9 protein-coding genes and 1 riboswitch are annotated in these 14,920 nt (G+C 64.6%); of the genes, 6 read left to right on the top strand and 3 right to left on the bottom strand.

Annotation, left to right across the window (positions count from 1 at the left end; all coding sequences use genetic code 11):
- Nucleotides 1–336: 336 nt before the first annotated feature.
- The gene (thiC, locus tag RQH86_RS11610) at nt 337–2,214 is read right to left on the bottom strand and encodes a phosphomethylpyrimidine synthase ThiC (RefSeq protein WP_311238511.1); all 1,878 of its coding nucleotides are present in this window, start codon (nt 2,212–2,214) and stop codon (nt 337–339) included.
- Nucleotides 2,215–2,329: 115 nt separating this feature from the next.
- A riboswitch (TPP riboswitch) is annotated at nt 2,330–2,427 on the bottom strand.
- 309 nt (nt 2,428–2,736) lie between these two features.
- On the opposite strand from thiC, the gene RQH86_RS11605 reads away from it, so the two are divergent.
- Nucleotides 2,737–4,677 carry a prolyl oligopeptidase family serine peptidase gene (locus RQH86_RS11605; RefSeq protein ID WP_311238512.1) on the top strand — a complete coding sequence of 647 codons (1,941 nt, stop codon included), beginning with the start codon at nt 2,737–2,739 and terminating at the stop codon, nt 4,675–4,677.
- Between the two features lie 12 nt (nt 4,678–4,689).
- On the opposite strand, the gene RQH86_RS11600 is transcribed toward RQH86_RS11605, so the two are convergent.
- Both RQH86_RS11600 and ggt read right to left on the bottom strand, forming a co-directional pair.
- The gene (locus tag RQH86_RS11600) at nt 4,690–6,528 is read right to left on the bottom strand and encodes a methyl-accepting chemotaxis protein (protein ID WP_311238513.1); all 1,839 of its coding nucleotides are present in this window, start codon (nt 6,526–6,528) and stop codon (nt 4,690–4,692) included.
- Nucleotides 6,529–6,607: 79 nt separating this feature from the next.
- A complete protein-coding gene (ggt, locus tag RQH86_RS11595; protein WP_311238514.1) occupies nt 6,608–8,317 on the bottom strand; it encodes a gamma-glutamyltransferase in 1,710 nt (569 codons plus the stop codon).
- A gap of 644 nt (nt 8,318–8,961) precedes the next feature.
- Between ggt and ilvC the strand changes: the two genes are divergently transcribed.
- The 5 genes from ilvC (at nt 8,962) to RQH86_RS11570 (ending at nt 14,738) form a co-directional block, all read left to right on the top strand.
- On the top strand, nt 8,962–9,963 hold the full coding sequence (gene ilvC / locus RQH86_RS11590) for a ketol-acid reductoisomerase (RefSeq protein WP_115528851.1): 1,002 nt from the start codon (nt 8,962–8,964) through the stop codon (nt 9,961–9,963).
- A gap of 44 nt (nt 9,964–10,007) precedes the next feature.
- Nucleotides 10,008–11,729 (top strand): acetolactate synthase 2 catalytic subunit, encoded by a 1,722-nt coding sequence (ilvG, locus tag RQH86_RS11585; protein ID WP_311238515.1) that lies wholly within the window; start codon nt 10,008–10,010, stop codon nt 11,727–11,729.
- Nucleotides 11,713–11,970, top strand: coding sequence for an ACT domain-containing protein (locus RQH86_RS11580; RefSeq protein WP_055848439.1), 258 nt, complete (start codon nt 11,713–11,715; stop codon nt 11,968–11,970). The genes ilvG and RQH86_RS11580 overlap by 17 nt, the downstream gene beginning before the upstream one ends.
- A 90-nt stretch (nt 11,971–12,060) precedes the next feature.
- Nucleotides 12,061–13,179, top strand: coding sequence for a threonine dehydratase (locus RQH86_RS11575; protein WP_311238516.1), 1,119 nt, complete (start codon nt 12,061–12,063; stop codon nt 13,177–13,179).
- Nucleotides 13,176–14,738 (top strand): 2-isopropylmalate synthase, encoded by a 1,563-nt coding sequence (locus RQH86_RS11570; protein WP_055848434.1) that lies wholly within the window; start codon nt 13,176–13,178, stop codon nt 14,736–14,738. Before RQH86_RS11575 ends, RQH86_RS11570 begins: the two co-directional genes overlap by 4 nt.
- Nucleotides 14,739–14,920: the final 182 nt, after the last annotated feature.

Genomic DNA, 14,920 nt, shown 5'->3' with positions numbered 1-14,920 from the left:
ACGCCAAATTCAGCAAAGGACCACGACCAACTGTGTCATGCATCCAATTGGTGCAAATTTTACTCTATGCCTCGTTGCTTCCTATGACAGGCGGCGACGTCAGGCTCTCTCTCTCTCGCCGACGAATTCAAATAATTACGATGTTCCCTTCGCGCCTTCTGGCGCGATTTTTTTATCTGCGATTCAGCTAAAACGCCGCAAAGCCTTATCTGTTGTAACCGCTTGCAGCGCGATCGCATCGCGGCACTTGCGCGCAGCGATGCGATCTGGTCAACCAAAGCTGAATTTTTGATAAGCGGGCCGTGCGCTACGGGCAACCCAATGCAGGTCTGCGGACTAGGAGGCGCGATAGACCTGCGCGCCCTGCGCCAGAAACTGCGAGGCCTTCTCTTCCATGCCAGCCGACAAGGCGTGCTCTTCGCCCATGCCATGTTCGGCCGCGTAGTCGCGCACATCTTGGGTGATCTTCATCGAACAGAAGTGCGGCCCGCACATCGAACAGAAATGCGCCAGCTTGTGCGCGTCCTTGGGCAGGGTTTCGTCGTGAAATTCCTTGGCCTTTTCCGGATCCAGCCCGAGATGGAACTGGTCGTCCCAACGGAACTCGAAGCGCGCCTTGCTCAGCGCGTTGTCGCGCACCTGTGCGCCTGGATGTCCCTTGGCCAGATCGGCCGCATGCGCGGCAATCTTGTAAGCCATGATGCCGTCGCGCACGTCCTGCCGGTTGGGCAGGCCCAGATGCTCCTTGGGCGTGACATAGCAGAGCATCGCGGTACCGAACCAGCCGATCATCGCCGCGCCGATCGCGCTGGTGATGTGGTCGTAGCCGGGCGCGATGTCCGTGGTGAGCGGCCCCAAGGTGTAGAACGGCGCCTCGCCGCATTCGCGCAGCTGCTTGTCCATGTTTTCCTTGATCAACTGCATCGGCACATGGCCCGGCCCTTCGATCATGGTCTGCACGTCGTGCTTCCACGCCAGTTTGGTCAACTCGCCCAGCGTTTCCAGCTCACCGAACTGCGCGGCGTCGTTGGCATCGGCGATGCAACCCGGACGTAACCCATCGCCCAGCGAAAACGCCACGTCGTAGGCCTTCATGATCTGGCAGATATCTTCGAAGTGCGTGTAGAGAAAGTTCTCCTTGTGGTGCGCCAGACACCACTTGGCCATGATCGATCCACCACGCGACACGATGCCCGTCACCCGCTTCGCAGTGAGCGGCACATAGCGCAACAGCACACCGGCGTGGATGGTGAAGTAGTCCACGCCCTGCTCGGCCTGCTCGATCAAGGTGTCGCGAAAGATCTCCCAGGTCAGTTCTTCCGCACGACCATCGACTTTTTCCAGCGCCTGATAGATCGGCACCGTGCCGATCGGCACCGGCGAGTTGCGGATGATCCACTCGCGCGTTTCATGAATGTGCTTGCCGGTGGACAGATCCATCACCGTGTCGCCGCCCCAGCGGATCGACCACACCAGTTTCTCCACTTCCTCGGCAATGCCAGACGACACCGCGCTGTTGCCGATATTGGCGTTGATCTTGGTCAGGAAATTGCGACCGATGATCATCGGTTCGCTTTCCGGGTGGTTGATGTTGTTGGGCAGGATCGCGCGGCCGCGGGCGATTTCGTCGCGCACGAATTCCGGCGTGATGCGTTGCTGGATCGACGCACCGAACGCTTCGCCCGGATGTTGCTTGCGCAGCATCGCATCGGTCACCGCCTCCAGGCGCTGGTTCTCGCGGATCGCCACGAACTCCATCTCCGGAGTGACGATGCCACGCCGTGCGTAATGCATCTGGGTGACATTGGCGCCAGCAAGCGCCACCCGCGGCAAGCGCCGTGTGGGGAAGCGCACCGCATCCAGCCGCGCATCGTGTTCGCGGCCGCGCCCGAAGTGCGAACTCAAGGTGTCCAGCGCCACCGTATCGCCACGTTCGGCAATCCAGTCGGCACGCAACGGCGCGAGGCCGGCAGCAAGATCGATCGCCGCCTGCGGATCGGTGTACGGCCCGGAGGTGTCGTAGACGCTGAGCGGCGCATTGTCTTCGCCACCGAACAGCGTCGGCGTGCGCGTCAATGCGATCTCGCGCATCGGCACCTGCAGGTCGGCACGCGAGCCGGAAACGAAGATCTTGCGAGAGCCGGGGATCGGCTGGGTCACAGCCTCGGATAACGATTGGGCTTGTTGTTGCAAAACGGTGGGCGCGGCATTCATGGCGTTCGTCCTGTGTGCTGGAAAACCAGCACCAAGGGCGCTGGCTCTGCGAAGAAGTCGCAGTGCGGACGAAGCGGCGGCGCTCAACACTCAGGTGCCCGTGCAGTCACGGACCCTCGCATCTAACGAAGCTTCCCTACGCCGGTATGAGCCGGATCAGGTTCGAAGGGACTATCTCAACCGCAGCGCACTGCGGTACCCCCACTTCGGCGGCGATTAAACCACATCGCCGATACCGGCAGCATGCGCGGTTGCGTGGATACCGCACTGACGCGCCGCGTAGAAGCTGCCCGATGAACGCAGGAGTGCAGCTGACATGCCCAGACATGTTCACGGCACATCGGCTGGCTAGCGTGGCCGCACAACAACCAGAAAACTGCTCTCTCTCCCTTGCCGCCGCACTCCGGCGGCATTTTTTATCGGCCACTTGCAGCCGCCGGCTACGTTTCGTTATCGTCGTGTGAAACACAGGGATTGGAGACGCGAATGCAATAGATGCAACGGTGTGCGTGGATCGCAGTAATGCTGATCGGGACGGTAGGACCTGGCGCGGCGGCCGAGCCGCTACCGGCGGAAGCATTCGTCGAATCCGGCCCTATCTCCTCGCCCGCGATGTCGCCGGACGGCAAGCATCTGGCGGTCAGCGCCGATCTTGGGGATGGCAGCTACGCGCTGGTGGTGTATCGCATCGCCGACATGCAATCCACCACCATGCTGCGCCTGCCGCGCTGCGAGTTGCCGGTGCGCATTGCCTGGGTCAGCGAGCGGCGGCTGGTGATCGGCAAGGGCCGCAAGCTTGGCTCGCTGGAAGAACCTGTGCCGATGGGCGAGATCATCGCCACCGACCTGGATGGCGGCAATCAGCGCTACGTCTACGGCTACCAGCAAAGCACGCGCAATGCGGGGCTGGAGCGCGGCTTCGGCTACATCGAAGGGCTGCCGAGCCGGCGTAATGGGCACTTCTACATGCGGCGGCTGTCGCTGGATTCGCGCCATTCGATGCTGTACGACGTGGACGCGAGCACCACCACCCACCGGCTGATGGCCGACATCGACGTGCCGCGCCTGAGGTTCGTGCTCGACAACGATGATGTGGCGCAGTACGCCTACGGCACCGATGACGACGACAATTCGCTGCTGTTCCGCCGCAACGGCAACGGCTGGACACCGCTGACGCAGGTCCAGGCCAATTGGCGCCCGATTGCGTTTGCCGAACAGCCCGGTCGTGTCTATGGCTGGTACAGCGTCTCCGGCGGCCCGGCGGCATTGGTGTCCAGCGATCCGGACGGCCAACAGCGCAGCGTACTGGCGTCCGACCCGTTCTACGACGTGGATGATCTGCAATGGAGCCCGGCACCCTATGCACCGTTCGCGGCCCGACTGGGACCGGGCCGGCCCGCGCTGCGCTATGTCGCGCCCGACAGCGCACCGGCGCAGTTGCATCGCAGCCTCAGCGAGACCTTGGCGGGTCAGTACGTGGATTTCGTCAACTTCACCGAAGATGGCAGCGCCGTGCTGCTGAAGGCCTATAGCGACCGCGATGCCGGCGCCTGGTACATCTTCAATCGCCCGACCAATACGCTCAAGCTCGTCATCAAAGCCCGTAGCGCCCTGCCCGCGGCACTGATGAGCGAGCGGCGCATGGTGCGCTTCCAGGCTCGCGACGGGCTGACGCTGGACGGCGTACTGACCGTTCCGGCGACGGCCGGCCAGGGCGCGCCCCTGCCGATGATCCTGCTGCCACATGGCGGCCCGCATGCCGACGGCGACGGTTGGGCGTTCGATACCGATGCGCAATTTCTCGCCAACCGTGGCTACCTGGTGCTGCAGGTCAACTACCGCGGCGGCACCGGCCGCGGCAATGCCTTCGAACGGGCGGGCTACCGCCAGTGGGGAGAAAAGATCCAGGACGATCTGGTGGATGGCGTGCGTTGGGCGATCGACCAGGGCCTGGCCGATCGCTCGCGGATCTGCAGCTACGGGGCCAGTTTTGGCGCGTACGCGGCGATGATGGTGCAGGTGAAGGCACCGGACCTGTTCCGCTGCGCGGTGGGGGTGGCCGGCATCTACGACCTGCAGATGATGTACACCAAAGGCGATATCAATCAGAGCGCGTCCGGCACCAATTACCTGCAACGTGTGATCGGCCGCGACGCAGCCGAGCTTGCCGCGCACTCGCCGGTTTCGCTGGCCGAACGCATCAAGGCACCCGTGCTGTTGGTCCACGGCGAAGAGGACGAGCGTGCACCCTTTGCCCAGGCCAAGAGCCTGAGTGCTGCGCTCACGCGTAGCGGCAACGCGCCCGAATGGATGGCGGTGCCCAAGGAAGGCCACGGGTTTTACAAGGACGCCAACCAGATCGCCTTTTACCGCACCCTAGAAGGCTTCCTGGCCAAACAGTTGGGGAATCCGACAACCGCAGCGGCGGGGGCGGGCGGCACCACGCCGACCACGCCGCAGTAAGGCCAGCTCACGTCACTCCAGCGTATAGCCCACCCGCAGGCCACCCCAATGCTTGCGGCCGACGAAGATCGGGGCAGACAGATCGAACATGATCTGGCCGGTATCGCGGCGGTAGACCTGCAAGCGGTATGGGTCGGTATGCGCGCCGACGCTGCGGCCAACGCGGTCGGAGAACTTGCGCTTGGTGCGGTTGCCGACCAGATCGCGCTTGGGGTCGCCGGTCAGTGGCTGGGTGAAACGGAGATTGTGGGTAGGTACGTAGCCGTCGGGATTGGCGCAGATCGCAAACACGATCCACGGATGCGCATCCAGCAAGGGCTCCTGCAACGGAGGCAGCACGTGATCGCACACCGCGTCGAAGTCGGTGCTGAACTTGGGCGGCTCCACACCGGCAATCGGGGTGTAGGTGCGCGCGAACAACGCCGCTTCGTCAATCTGCCCACGCGCGATGGCCTGCGCCAATGCAGTACCGATCTTGCCCGCCGTGGCGACGGCGAGCTCCTTGACGCGCGCGTGCCTGGGCACCTGCAGCGGATCGGCCGGCAGGCGGAACAGGCCCACGCAGTCGCGCAGAGTTTCGGTGCCGCGTTCCAGCGCTTCGCTGCGTTCGGCCACGTGCGCGGCGTGCTGCAGATTGCTGCGGCCCAGCGCCACCACTCCATCCACGGCACGCTCGATGCCGCGAATTTCGCCGTCCTGCGCCTGGATGCGCCCGGCCACCGTGGTCATCGCGCTACTGGCCTGCCCAAGCACACGGGTGATGCCATCGAGCACCGCCTCGGTGCCGCGCGCGGAGGCCGCGCCCTCGCCCACTGCAGCGCTGGTTTCGGCCAGGATCGCGCGCACATCGCGCGCCGCCGCAGCGGCACGTTCGGCCAGACGGCGAATCTCGGTGGCGACCACCGCAAAGCCGCGCCCGGCAGCGCCGGCATGCGCCGCTTCGATACTGGCGTTGATCGACAGAATATTGGTCTGAAACGCCACCGAGTCGATGACCTCGATGACCTCGCCGGCACGTGCCGCGCGGCGTTCCACTTCGTGCATGGCCTGGCCCAGCGCATGTGCCGCGGCCACGCCTTGCCGCGCGCTTTCATCGGCGCTGGCAGCCAGCGCGATGACCTGGGCCAGTTCGGCGTTGACGTCCTGCAGGCTCGACGACAGCCGCTCCACCGCAGTGCGTGCGCCGTCCAGCGCCTCGGTTTGCGCCTGCGACTGGCGCACCATCTCGTCGTTTTCGGCCACCAACGGCGGCACTTCGGCGGCGATCTGCACCGACAGCGCCACTGCCTGGCGGATCGCTTCGGCCAGATTGCCGAAGCCGGCCTGCAGCCGGCGCCCCATGTCGGTGTCTGCCAGACCGGGCGGGAGCAGCAGTTCCAGTTCGCAGCCAGCCAACGCCTGCGCGGTGCGCTCCAGCACGGTGCGGTCTTCGTGTTCGGCCTGCAGGCGTGCCACCAAGGGCTGCAGCAGCGGGGAGATCGGCACCGGGCGGCTGCCGTCGGCCAGCCGCGTGGCTTCGCGCAACAAAATGGCGGTCTCGACATGCGGCAACGACAGCATCCAGCCGCCGTGCTCGCGGTCGCGGACGTAACGCACGCGCCGGGCCGGGTCGTCGCCCGGCGCAGCCCACACGCCTTCGTCGCCAACCAGATCAGTGGCGCTCAATCCCCACAGCACGGATGCCGGCAGACCATCCAATTCAGTGGCGGTCTTGCCCAGCACGTCGAGGCCGGCGCGGTTGCAGGCCACCACACACGCCTCCGCCGACAGCCGCAGCAAGGCGACCGGCGCGTCGGGAAGCAGGGCCGCACGCGTGTGCGACGGCAGGTCAGGCGATTGCATCGAGCTCATGGGGATTCCTAAACCATCAGTGTCATTAGCGGCGCGCGGCGGGCAGAATTGAGCGGCGTACTCATCCGTGGCGGCTTGCTCAGTAGCCGGCGGCCTGCCCATCCTTGCGGCTTTCCGAGGCGCCGTAATACACGCCGTTGGCCGGGTCGCGCGCGATCGCCTGATAGCCGCCATACGGGCCGTCGGCAAAGATCACCCGGTGGCCTTTGCGCATCAACGCGCGAATGGTGTCGTAGGAGAATCCGGTTTCCAGATTGAGCTCGCCGCCATCGCTCATCGCGGTGGCCTGCCCGGTCGGCTCGGTGGAACCCTCGTGCTGGATGCGCGGCGCATCGCCGGCTTCCTGCAGATTCATATGAAAGTCCACCAGGTTCATCACGATCTGCACGTGCCCCTGCGGCTGCATCGCCCCGCCCATCACGCCAAAGCTCAACCACGGCTTGCCGTCCTTGGTGACGAACGCCGGGATGATGGTCTGGAACGGCCGCTTGCCCGGCGCGTAGCCGTTGGGGTGGTCCTTCTTCAACACGAACATTTCGCCGCGGTCCTGCAGGATGAAGCCCAGCCCCGGTGGCGCCATGCCGCTGCCCATGCCGCGATAGTTGGACTGGATCAACGACACCATCATGCCGTCGGCATCGGCCACGGTCATGTAGATGGTGTCGCCCTCTTCCAGTTGTTTGGGCGTGCCGGGCTGCACTTCCTTCAAGGCCTTGTCCATGGAAATGAGCGACCGGCGCTGGGCGGCGTACTCCTTGGACACCAGCCTGGCCAGTGGTGCCGGCTGGAAGGCAGGGTCGGCATAGAAGCGCGCACGGTCGGCAAAGGCCAGCTTCTTGGCCTCGGTGAACAGGTGCACATGCTCGGCCGAGCCGAACGGGATCTTGGAAAAATCGTAGCCTTCCAGGATGTTGAGCATCTGCAACGCCGCGATGCCCTGACTATTGGGTGGCAGCTCCCACACATCAACGCCGCGGTAGTTGGTGCTGACCGGCTCCACCCATTCGCCCTGATGGCTGGCCATGTCCTCGTAGCTCAGGTAGCCGCCATTGGCCTTGAAGTAGGTGCCGATGGTGTGTGCGATCGGCCCCTTGTAGAACGCATCGCGGCCGCCGTCGGCGATCTGCTGCAAGGTGTTGGCCAGGTTCGGGTTCTTCCACAGCTCGCCCTTGCGCGGGGCGTGCCCGTCGATGGTGAACTGCTCCTTGAAGCCTGGGTATTGCGACAGCCGCGGCACCGAGCGGTCCCAGTAATAGGCAATGGTTTCCGCCACCGGGTGGCCTTCGCGCGCGTAGCGGATCGCCGGCGCCAGGTTCTGCGCCATCGGCTTGCGCCCGAAGCGCTCGTGCAATGCGAACCAGCCATCCACCGCGCCCGGCACCGACACCGGCAGCGGCCCGGTCGGCGGAATGTCTTTCAGCCCGCGCCGCTGGAACTCGGCCAGGGTCAGCGACTTGGGCGAGCGGCCCGAGCCGTTGTAGCCGTAAAGCTTGCTGGTCTTGGGATCCCACACGATGGCGAACAGATCCCCACCCACCCCATTGCCGGTCGGCTCCATCAAGCCCAACGCCGCATTGGCGGCGATCGCCGCGTCCACCGCCGAACCGCCGTTTTTCATCACATCCAACGCGATCTGGGTGGCCAGCGGTTGCGAGGTCGCCGCCATCGCATGCGGGGCGATCACTTCGGAGCGGGTGGCGAAGGCTTGTCCGGTGACACGGTCGGCGGCGCCAAGAGGCGGCGCAAGCAGCGCCAGAGCAGACACCAATAAGACGGGTACGCGACGCATGATCAAGAGCTCCCCCATGACACAACGAATGAAACACCAACCATAACAGCGGCCTCCGTCGCAGCGTTCGATCCCGGTCGCACTGAGGCGATAAAACCGCGCAGTTGGTGATGCAGGTTGGCGTTATTGACACGCCGCCGATCCGGTTTCAGCAGAAACCATGCTGCTGCCATGCGGCTTCGCGCTGAGCGCATGCTGCCAATACAGATGTTTCACCCGCAAGGGTTGACACCTCACCGGCGGCGATGGTTATCTCAGTCCATGCCGCACCGCCCCACCACCTCGAACGCTTTGATGTCCGCGCCTTTCGGCGCGTTGGCAGCGTCGCTTCTCGTGCTCGTACTTATTAGCTCGCCAACCGATGCGGGACGAGACTTCGTGTAGGCAACAGACACACAAGGCTTCGATCAGACCCCGCACCGGCAACGGCGCGGGGTTTCGCGTTTCAGGGACCCCCAAAAGTTTCGAATGACATGAACGACATCACTGACATCGCCGCACTGTCTTCCATCAGCGCCAGTCATTGCGCTGCTGCAAGCGTATGCATGTGTAGCGTTTTCGCTCATCCCCGCTTTGCTCGGCCGACCAGCGTCCGCGCTGCCAGCTGATCTCTTTTCCACTGCCAACCCCGCAAGGATTACTTCATGAGCAACGACACCCAACCGAAAATCGCGATCATCGGCTACGGCAGCCAGGGCCGCGCGCATGCGCTGAACCTGCGCGATTCCGGTTTCGACGTCACCGTCGGCCTGCGTCCCGGTGGCCCGACCGAATCCAAGGCGCAGGCTGATGGCTTCACCGTGGTGGCGCCGTCCGACGCGGTGAAGACCGCCGACCTGGTCGCGATCCTGACCCCGGACATGGTGCAGAAGAAGCTCTACGAAGAGGTCATCGCGCCGAACATGAAACAAGGCGCCTGCCTGCTGTTCGCGCATGGTTTGAACGTGCATTTCGACATGATCAAGCCGCGTGCCGATCTGGACGTGGTGCTGGTCGCGCCCAAGGGCCCGGGCGCGCTGGTGCGTCGCGAGTATGAAATTGGCCGCGGCGTGCCGTGCATCTATGCGGTGTACCAGGACACCAGCGGCAAGGCCGAGCAGTTTGCGCTGACCTATGCCGGCGGCCTGGGCGGCGCACGTGCCAACATCATCAAGACCACTTTCAAGGAAGAGACCGAGACCGATCTGTTCGGCGAGCAGGCCGTGCTGTGCGGCGGTGCCTCGTCGCTGGTACAGGCCGGTTTCGAAGTGCTGGTGGAAGCCGGCTACCAGCCGGAAATCGCGTATTACGAAGTACTGCACGAACTGAAGTTGATCGTGGACCTGTTCTACGAAGGCGGCATCACCCGCATGCTGGAATTCGTGTCCGAAACCGCACAATACGGCGACTATGTCAGCGGCCCGCGCGTGATCGACGCCAGCACCAAGGCGCGCATGAAGGACGTGCTGACCGACATCCAGAACGGCACCTTCACCAAGAACTGGGTGGCCGAATACGAAGCCGGTCTGCCGAACTACACCAAGTTCAAGCAGGCCGATCTGGAGCACCCGATCGAGGAAGTGGGCAAGAAACTGCGCGCAAAGATGGTCTGGCTCAACGGCGAACAGCAAGCCGCTGCCGCACCGGCGAATCAACAAGCGGCATAACGCCGCCGCATCCCCCACCGCTTAACACCGAAGGTTCGCAACGCATGAATACCTCCGCACACAGCACGCCCCGCAATGGCGCGCGCTGGCTGACGCAGGCCCTGGAAGCCGAGGGCGTGGAAACGCTGTTCGGTTATCCGGGCGGCACCATCATGCCGTTCTACGACGCCCTGGTGGATTCCAGGCTCAAGCACATCCTGGTCCGTCACGAACAGGGCGCCGCCCTCGCCGCCAACGGCTACGCTCGTGCCAGCGGCAAGGTGGGCGTGTGCGTGGCGACCTCCGGCCCGGGCGCGTCCAATCTGGTCACCGGCATCGCAGACGCGATGCTCGATTCGGTGCCGATGGTGTGCCTGACCGGCCAGGTCGCGACGCCCTTGCTGGGCACCGATGCGTTCCAGGAACTGGACGTGTTCGGCATGACCATGCCGATCGTCAAGCACAGTTTTCTGGCGCGCAGCGTGGACCAGTTGCCGGAGATCGTGCGCGATGCGTTTCGCATCGCGCGGGAAGGTCGCCCGGGCCCGGTGTTGATCGACTTGCCGAAGGACGTGCAGATCGCCGATGCCTCGCATCTGCCCGAGCATGTGCCCGCCGCAGTGCTGCCGCCACCGGCACCGTCGGACGCGAAACTGGCCGACGCACTGGCAGCCATCGCCATCGCCGAGCGCCCGGTGGTGTACGGCGGTGGCGGGATAGCACTGGCCGATGCGGTGGAAGCATTCCGGCGCTTTGTCGAAGCCACCGGCATCCCGACCGCGCTGACCTTGCGCGGGCTGGGTGCGTTGCCGCACGCGCATCCGGATTACCTGGGGATGCTGGGCATGCATGGCACGCGGGCCGCCAATATGGCGATCCAGGAATGCGATCTGTTGGTGGTGGTCGGTGCCCGTTTCGACGACCGCGCCACCGGCAAGTTGAGTGAGTTCGCACCGTTCGCACGTGTCATCCATCTGGATGCCGATGCGTATGAAATTTCCAAGCTGCGCACTGCCGATATCGCCGTACCTGGCGACGTGGCAACCAGTCTCAAGGCGTTGAGCGCAGCACGCGGCAACTGCCAGGCATGGCGGACGCGCTGCTTTGCCAATCGCGAAAAATTCGGTGCGCGTTACGACGCGCCCGGTACCGATATCTACGCACCGGCGCTGCTGAAGCGCCTGAGCGAAGTGGCCCCGCCCGATACCATCATCGCCTGCGATGTGGGGCAGCATCAGATGTGGGTGGCCCAGCATTGCCGCTTCAACGATCCGCGTAATCACCTCACCAGCGGCGCGCTCGGCACCATGGGCTTCGGCCTGCCAGCGGCGATGGGGGCGCAGTTCGCCTGCCCCGATCGCACCGTGGTGCTGGTCTCCGGCGACGGCAGTTTCATGATGAATGTGCAGGAGCTGGTGACCATTGCGCGCTGCAAGCTGCCGGTGAAGATCGTGCTGCTCGATAACAGCTCGCTGGGCATGGTGCGGCAGTGGCAGGAGTTGTTCTTCGCCGAGCGCTACAGCGAGATCGATCTGTCCGACAACCCGGATTTCGCCGCGCTGGCGCAAGTGTTCGGTATTCCGGCCAAGCGCATCATCGCGCGCGGCGATGTCGATGCAGCGCTGGCGGAGTTGCTGGCGCAGCCGGGCCCCGGCCTGCTGCATGTGGCCATCGACGCACGCGCCAACGTGTGGCCGCTGGTGCCGCCCAATAACGCCAACAGCACCATGCTGGACAGCAATCCCGCACACGCGGTCAAGGAGACGACACATGCGTTACCGGCTTGACCTGGTGCTGAAGCCGGCCGAAGGCGCATTGGTGCGCGTGATCGGCATGACCGAGCGCCGCGGGTTTCGCCCGTGCGCCATCCAGGGCGCCGCCGCGCCCGACGATGCCGGGCGCTGGCATTTGCAGCTGGACGTGGACAGCAGCCGGCCGCCGGAAACACTGCGCCTGCAGCTGGAAAAGGTCTACGACTGCGAGTCGGTGGTGATCACGGCACTGGAAACGGTCGAGGCGGCCGCATGACCACCCAGACCTCGGGCATGCAGACTTCGCGCGACCATCAGACTGCCATCCGGAGGTGTCTTCTTCCGGATGGGCCGCGCGCGTGCCGCAATGCCTGATTCCGGCCGCCCCTCTTCGCAGGAACCAGACGTAAGCGACGTGGCCGTCAGCGTGGCCGACGTGCTGGCCGCACAGGCGCGTTTGCGCAAGTACTTGTCGCCGACGCCGCTGCACTACGCCGAGCGTTTCGGCGTGTGGCTGAAGCTGGAAAACCTGCAGCGCACCGGCTCCTACAAGGTGCGCGGTGCATTGAATGCATTGCTGGCGGGACTGGAGCGCGGCGACGAGCGCCCGGTGATCTGCGCCTCGGCCGGCAACCATGCGCAAGGTGTGGCGTGGTCGGCGTATCGGCTCGGCGTGCAGGCCATCACGGTGATGCCGTACGGCGCACCGCAAACCAAGATCGCCGGTGTCGCGCACTGGGGCGCCACCGTGCGGCAACACGGCAACAGCTATGACGAAGCGTTTGCGTTTGCGCGCGAGCTGGCCGACCAGAACGGCTATCGCTTCCTGTCGGCCTTCGACGACCCGGACGTGATTGCCGGGCAAGGCACGGTCGGCATCGAACTGGCCGCGCACGCACCGGATGTGGTGATCGTGCCGATCGGCGGCGGTGGCCTGGCCTCCGGTGTGGCGCTGGCGTTGAAATCGCAAGGCGTGCGCATTGTCGGCGCGCAGGTCGAGGGCGTCGATTCGATGGCGCGTGCGGTGCGCGGCGACTTCCGTGAAATCACCCCCGTCGCCACGCTGGCCGACGGCGTCAAGGTCAAGATTCCCGGCTTTCTGACTCGCCGCCTGTGCGCGAGCCTGCTCGACGACGTAGTGATCGTGCGTGAGGCCGAACTCCGCGAAACCCTGGTGCGTCTGGCACTGGAAGAACACGTCATCGCCGAAGGCGCTGGCGCCCTGGCATTGGCCGCCGGTCGCCGTGTTGCAGGCAAACGCAAATGTGCGGTGGTCTCTGGCGGTAATATCGACGCAACCGTTTTGGCCGCACTCTTGTCCGAGGTGCGGCCGCGTCCGCCACGCAAACCGCGGCGTCGCAATACCGAGCGACTTCGCAACGAACGCAGCGTCAAGCCTCCACCCCAAACACACGCTCTTTCCCGCCCATCCGCAGTCGCTTCAACGCCTGTCACCGCCATCGCCGTAGAGGAGTCTTCCTGGTGAACACGACCGTATCCAACCAGACCCCGCGTATCCGAATTTTCGACACCACCCTGCGCGACGGCGAGCAATCCCCCGGCTGCAGCATGACGCCCCAGCAAAAGCTGGTCATGGCGCGCGCGCTGGACGAACTCGGCGTCGACATCATCGAAACCGGATTCCCGGCCAGCTCGCACTCCGACCGCGAAGCTATCGCGATGATCGGCCGCGAGCTGCGCCGCCCCACCCTGGCGGTGTTGTCGCGCTGCCTGCAGGCCGATATCGAAACCTCGGCAAAGGCGCTGGAAGCTGCGGCCAACCCGCGCCTGCATGTGTTCCTGTCCACCAGCCCGCTGCACCGCGAGCACAAGCTGCGCATGAGCCGCGAGCAGGTGCTGGAGTCGGTGCACAAGCACGTGACGCTGGCGCGCGGCTACATCGATGACGTGGAGTTTTCTGCCGAAGACGCCACCCGTACCGAAGAAGATTTCCTGGCCGAAGTCACCCGTGTGGCGATTGCGGCCGGGGCCACCACGATCAACTTGCCCGACACAGTGGGCTTCACCACGCCGGAAGAAATCCGCGGCATGTTCGCGCGGCTGATCGCCAGCGTGGAAGGTGCCGACAAGGTGATCTTCAGCGCGCACTGCCACAACGATCTGGGCCTGGCGGTAGCCAATTCGCTGGCGGCCATCGAAGGCGGCGCGCGTCAGGTGGAGTGCACCGTCAACGGCATCGGCGAGCGCGCCGGCAACTGTGCGCTGGAAGAAATCACCATGGCGCTGAAGGTGCGTGGTGCGTTCTACAACATCGATTCGGCGATCAACACACCGCGCATCGTGTCGACCTCGCAGTTATTGCAGCGCCTGGTTGGCATGCCGGTGCAGCGCAACAAGGCCGTGGTCGGCGGCAACGCCTTTGCACATGAATCGGGTATCCACCAGCACGGCATGCTGCGTCACCGCGGCACCTACGAAATCATGCGCCCGGAAGATGTGGGCTGGGAATCGTCGCAGATGGTGCTGGGCCGCCACAGCGGCCGCGCAGCGGTCGAGCAGCGCCTGCGTGCGCTGGGGTATCTGCTGGAAGAGGAAGAGGTCAAGCTGGTCTTCGAACAGTTCAAGGCCTTGTGCGAGAAGCAGCGCGTGGTCACCGATGCCGATCTGCAGGCATTGATGCAGGACGCCACCGTGCAGGAAGGCTACCGTCTGGCCTCGATGACCATCAGCGACGTCGGCAGCCGCGCCAACGCGTTGGTGGAGCTATCGGATCCGGATGGCAATCGGGTGGCGGAAACCGCGCAGGGCAATGGCCCGGTTGATGCCTTGTTCGGTGCATTGGCGTCCGCCACCGGCGTGAAGCTGGAGCTGGACAGCTACCAGGTGCACAGCGTGGGCATCGGCGCGGATGCACGCGGCGAAGCCAGCCTGAGCGTGCGCCACGATGGTGTGGAGTACGAAGGCACCGGCACCAGCAAGGACATCATCGAGGCCAGCGCACTCGCTTGGCTGGATGTAGCCAACCGACTGTTGCGCCAACGCGAGCGCGGCGTGGTTGCTGGCAAGACGGCTGCGGTGGCGTAACGACGCACCGACTGACAGTTTGCAACAGACCTGACGGCCAGCGGAGCGATCTGCTGGCCGTTTTGGTTCTTGGGCTTTGGGTTTTGACTTTTGGCTTTTGGCTTTTGGCTTTTGGCTTTTGGCTTTTGGCTTTTGGTTTCGTATCCAGCCTTGCCCCACTCGCTGTTAACGCTTGATGCGTG

Origin of the sequence: Xanthomonas sp. WCS2018Noco2-27 (genome assembly GCF_031843525.1) — a bacterium.
Classification (GTDB): domain Bacteria; phylum Pseudomonadota; class Gammaproteobacteria; order Xanthomonadales; family Xanthomonadaceae; genus Xanthomonas.
Note: the sequence above shows the minus strand (reverse complement) of the source record. Positions and strands in the feature narration are given on the sequence as shown.

Coding starts and splice junctions, on each gene's coding strand:
- ggt (WP_311238514.1), bottom strand. CDS start 8,317: ATGCGTCGCGTACCCGTCTTATTGGTGTCTGCTCTGGCGCTGCTTGCG.
- thiC (WP_311238511.1), bottom strand. CDS start 2,214: ATGAATGCCGCGCCCACCGTTTTGCAACAACAAGCCCAATCGTTATCC.
- ilvG (WP_311238515.1), top strand. CDS start 10,008: ATGAATACCTCCGCACACAGCACGCCCCGCAATGGCGCGCGCTGGCTG.
- RQH86_RS11580 (WP_055848439.1), top strand. CDS start 11,713: ATGCGTTACCGGCTTGACCTGGTGCTGAAGCCGGCCGAAGGCGCATTG.
- RQH86_RS11575 (WP_311238516.1), top strand. CDS start 12,061: ATGCCTGATTCCGGCCGCCCCTCTTCGCAGGAACCAGACGTAAGCGAC.
- RQH86_RS11600 (WP_311238513.1), bottom strand. CDS start 6,528: ATGAGCTCGATGCAATCGCCTGACCTGCCGTCGCACACGCGTGCGGCC.
- ilvC (WP_115528851.1), top strand. CDS start 8,962: ATGAGCAACGACACCCAACCGAAAATCGCGATCATCGGCTACGGCAGC.
- RQH86_RS11605 (WP_311238512.1), top strand. CDS start 2,737: ATGCTGATCGGGACGGTAGGACCTGGCGCGGCGGCCGAGCCGCTACCG.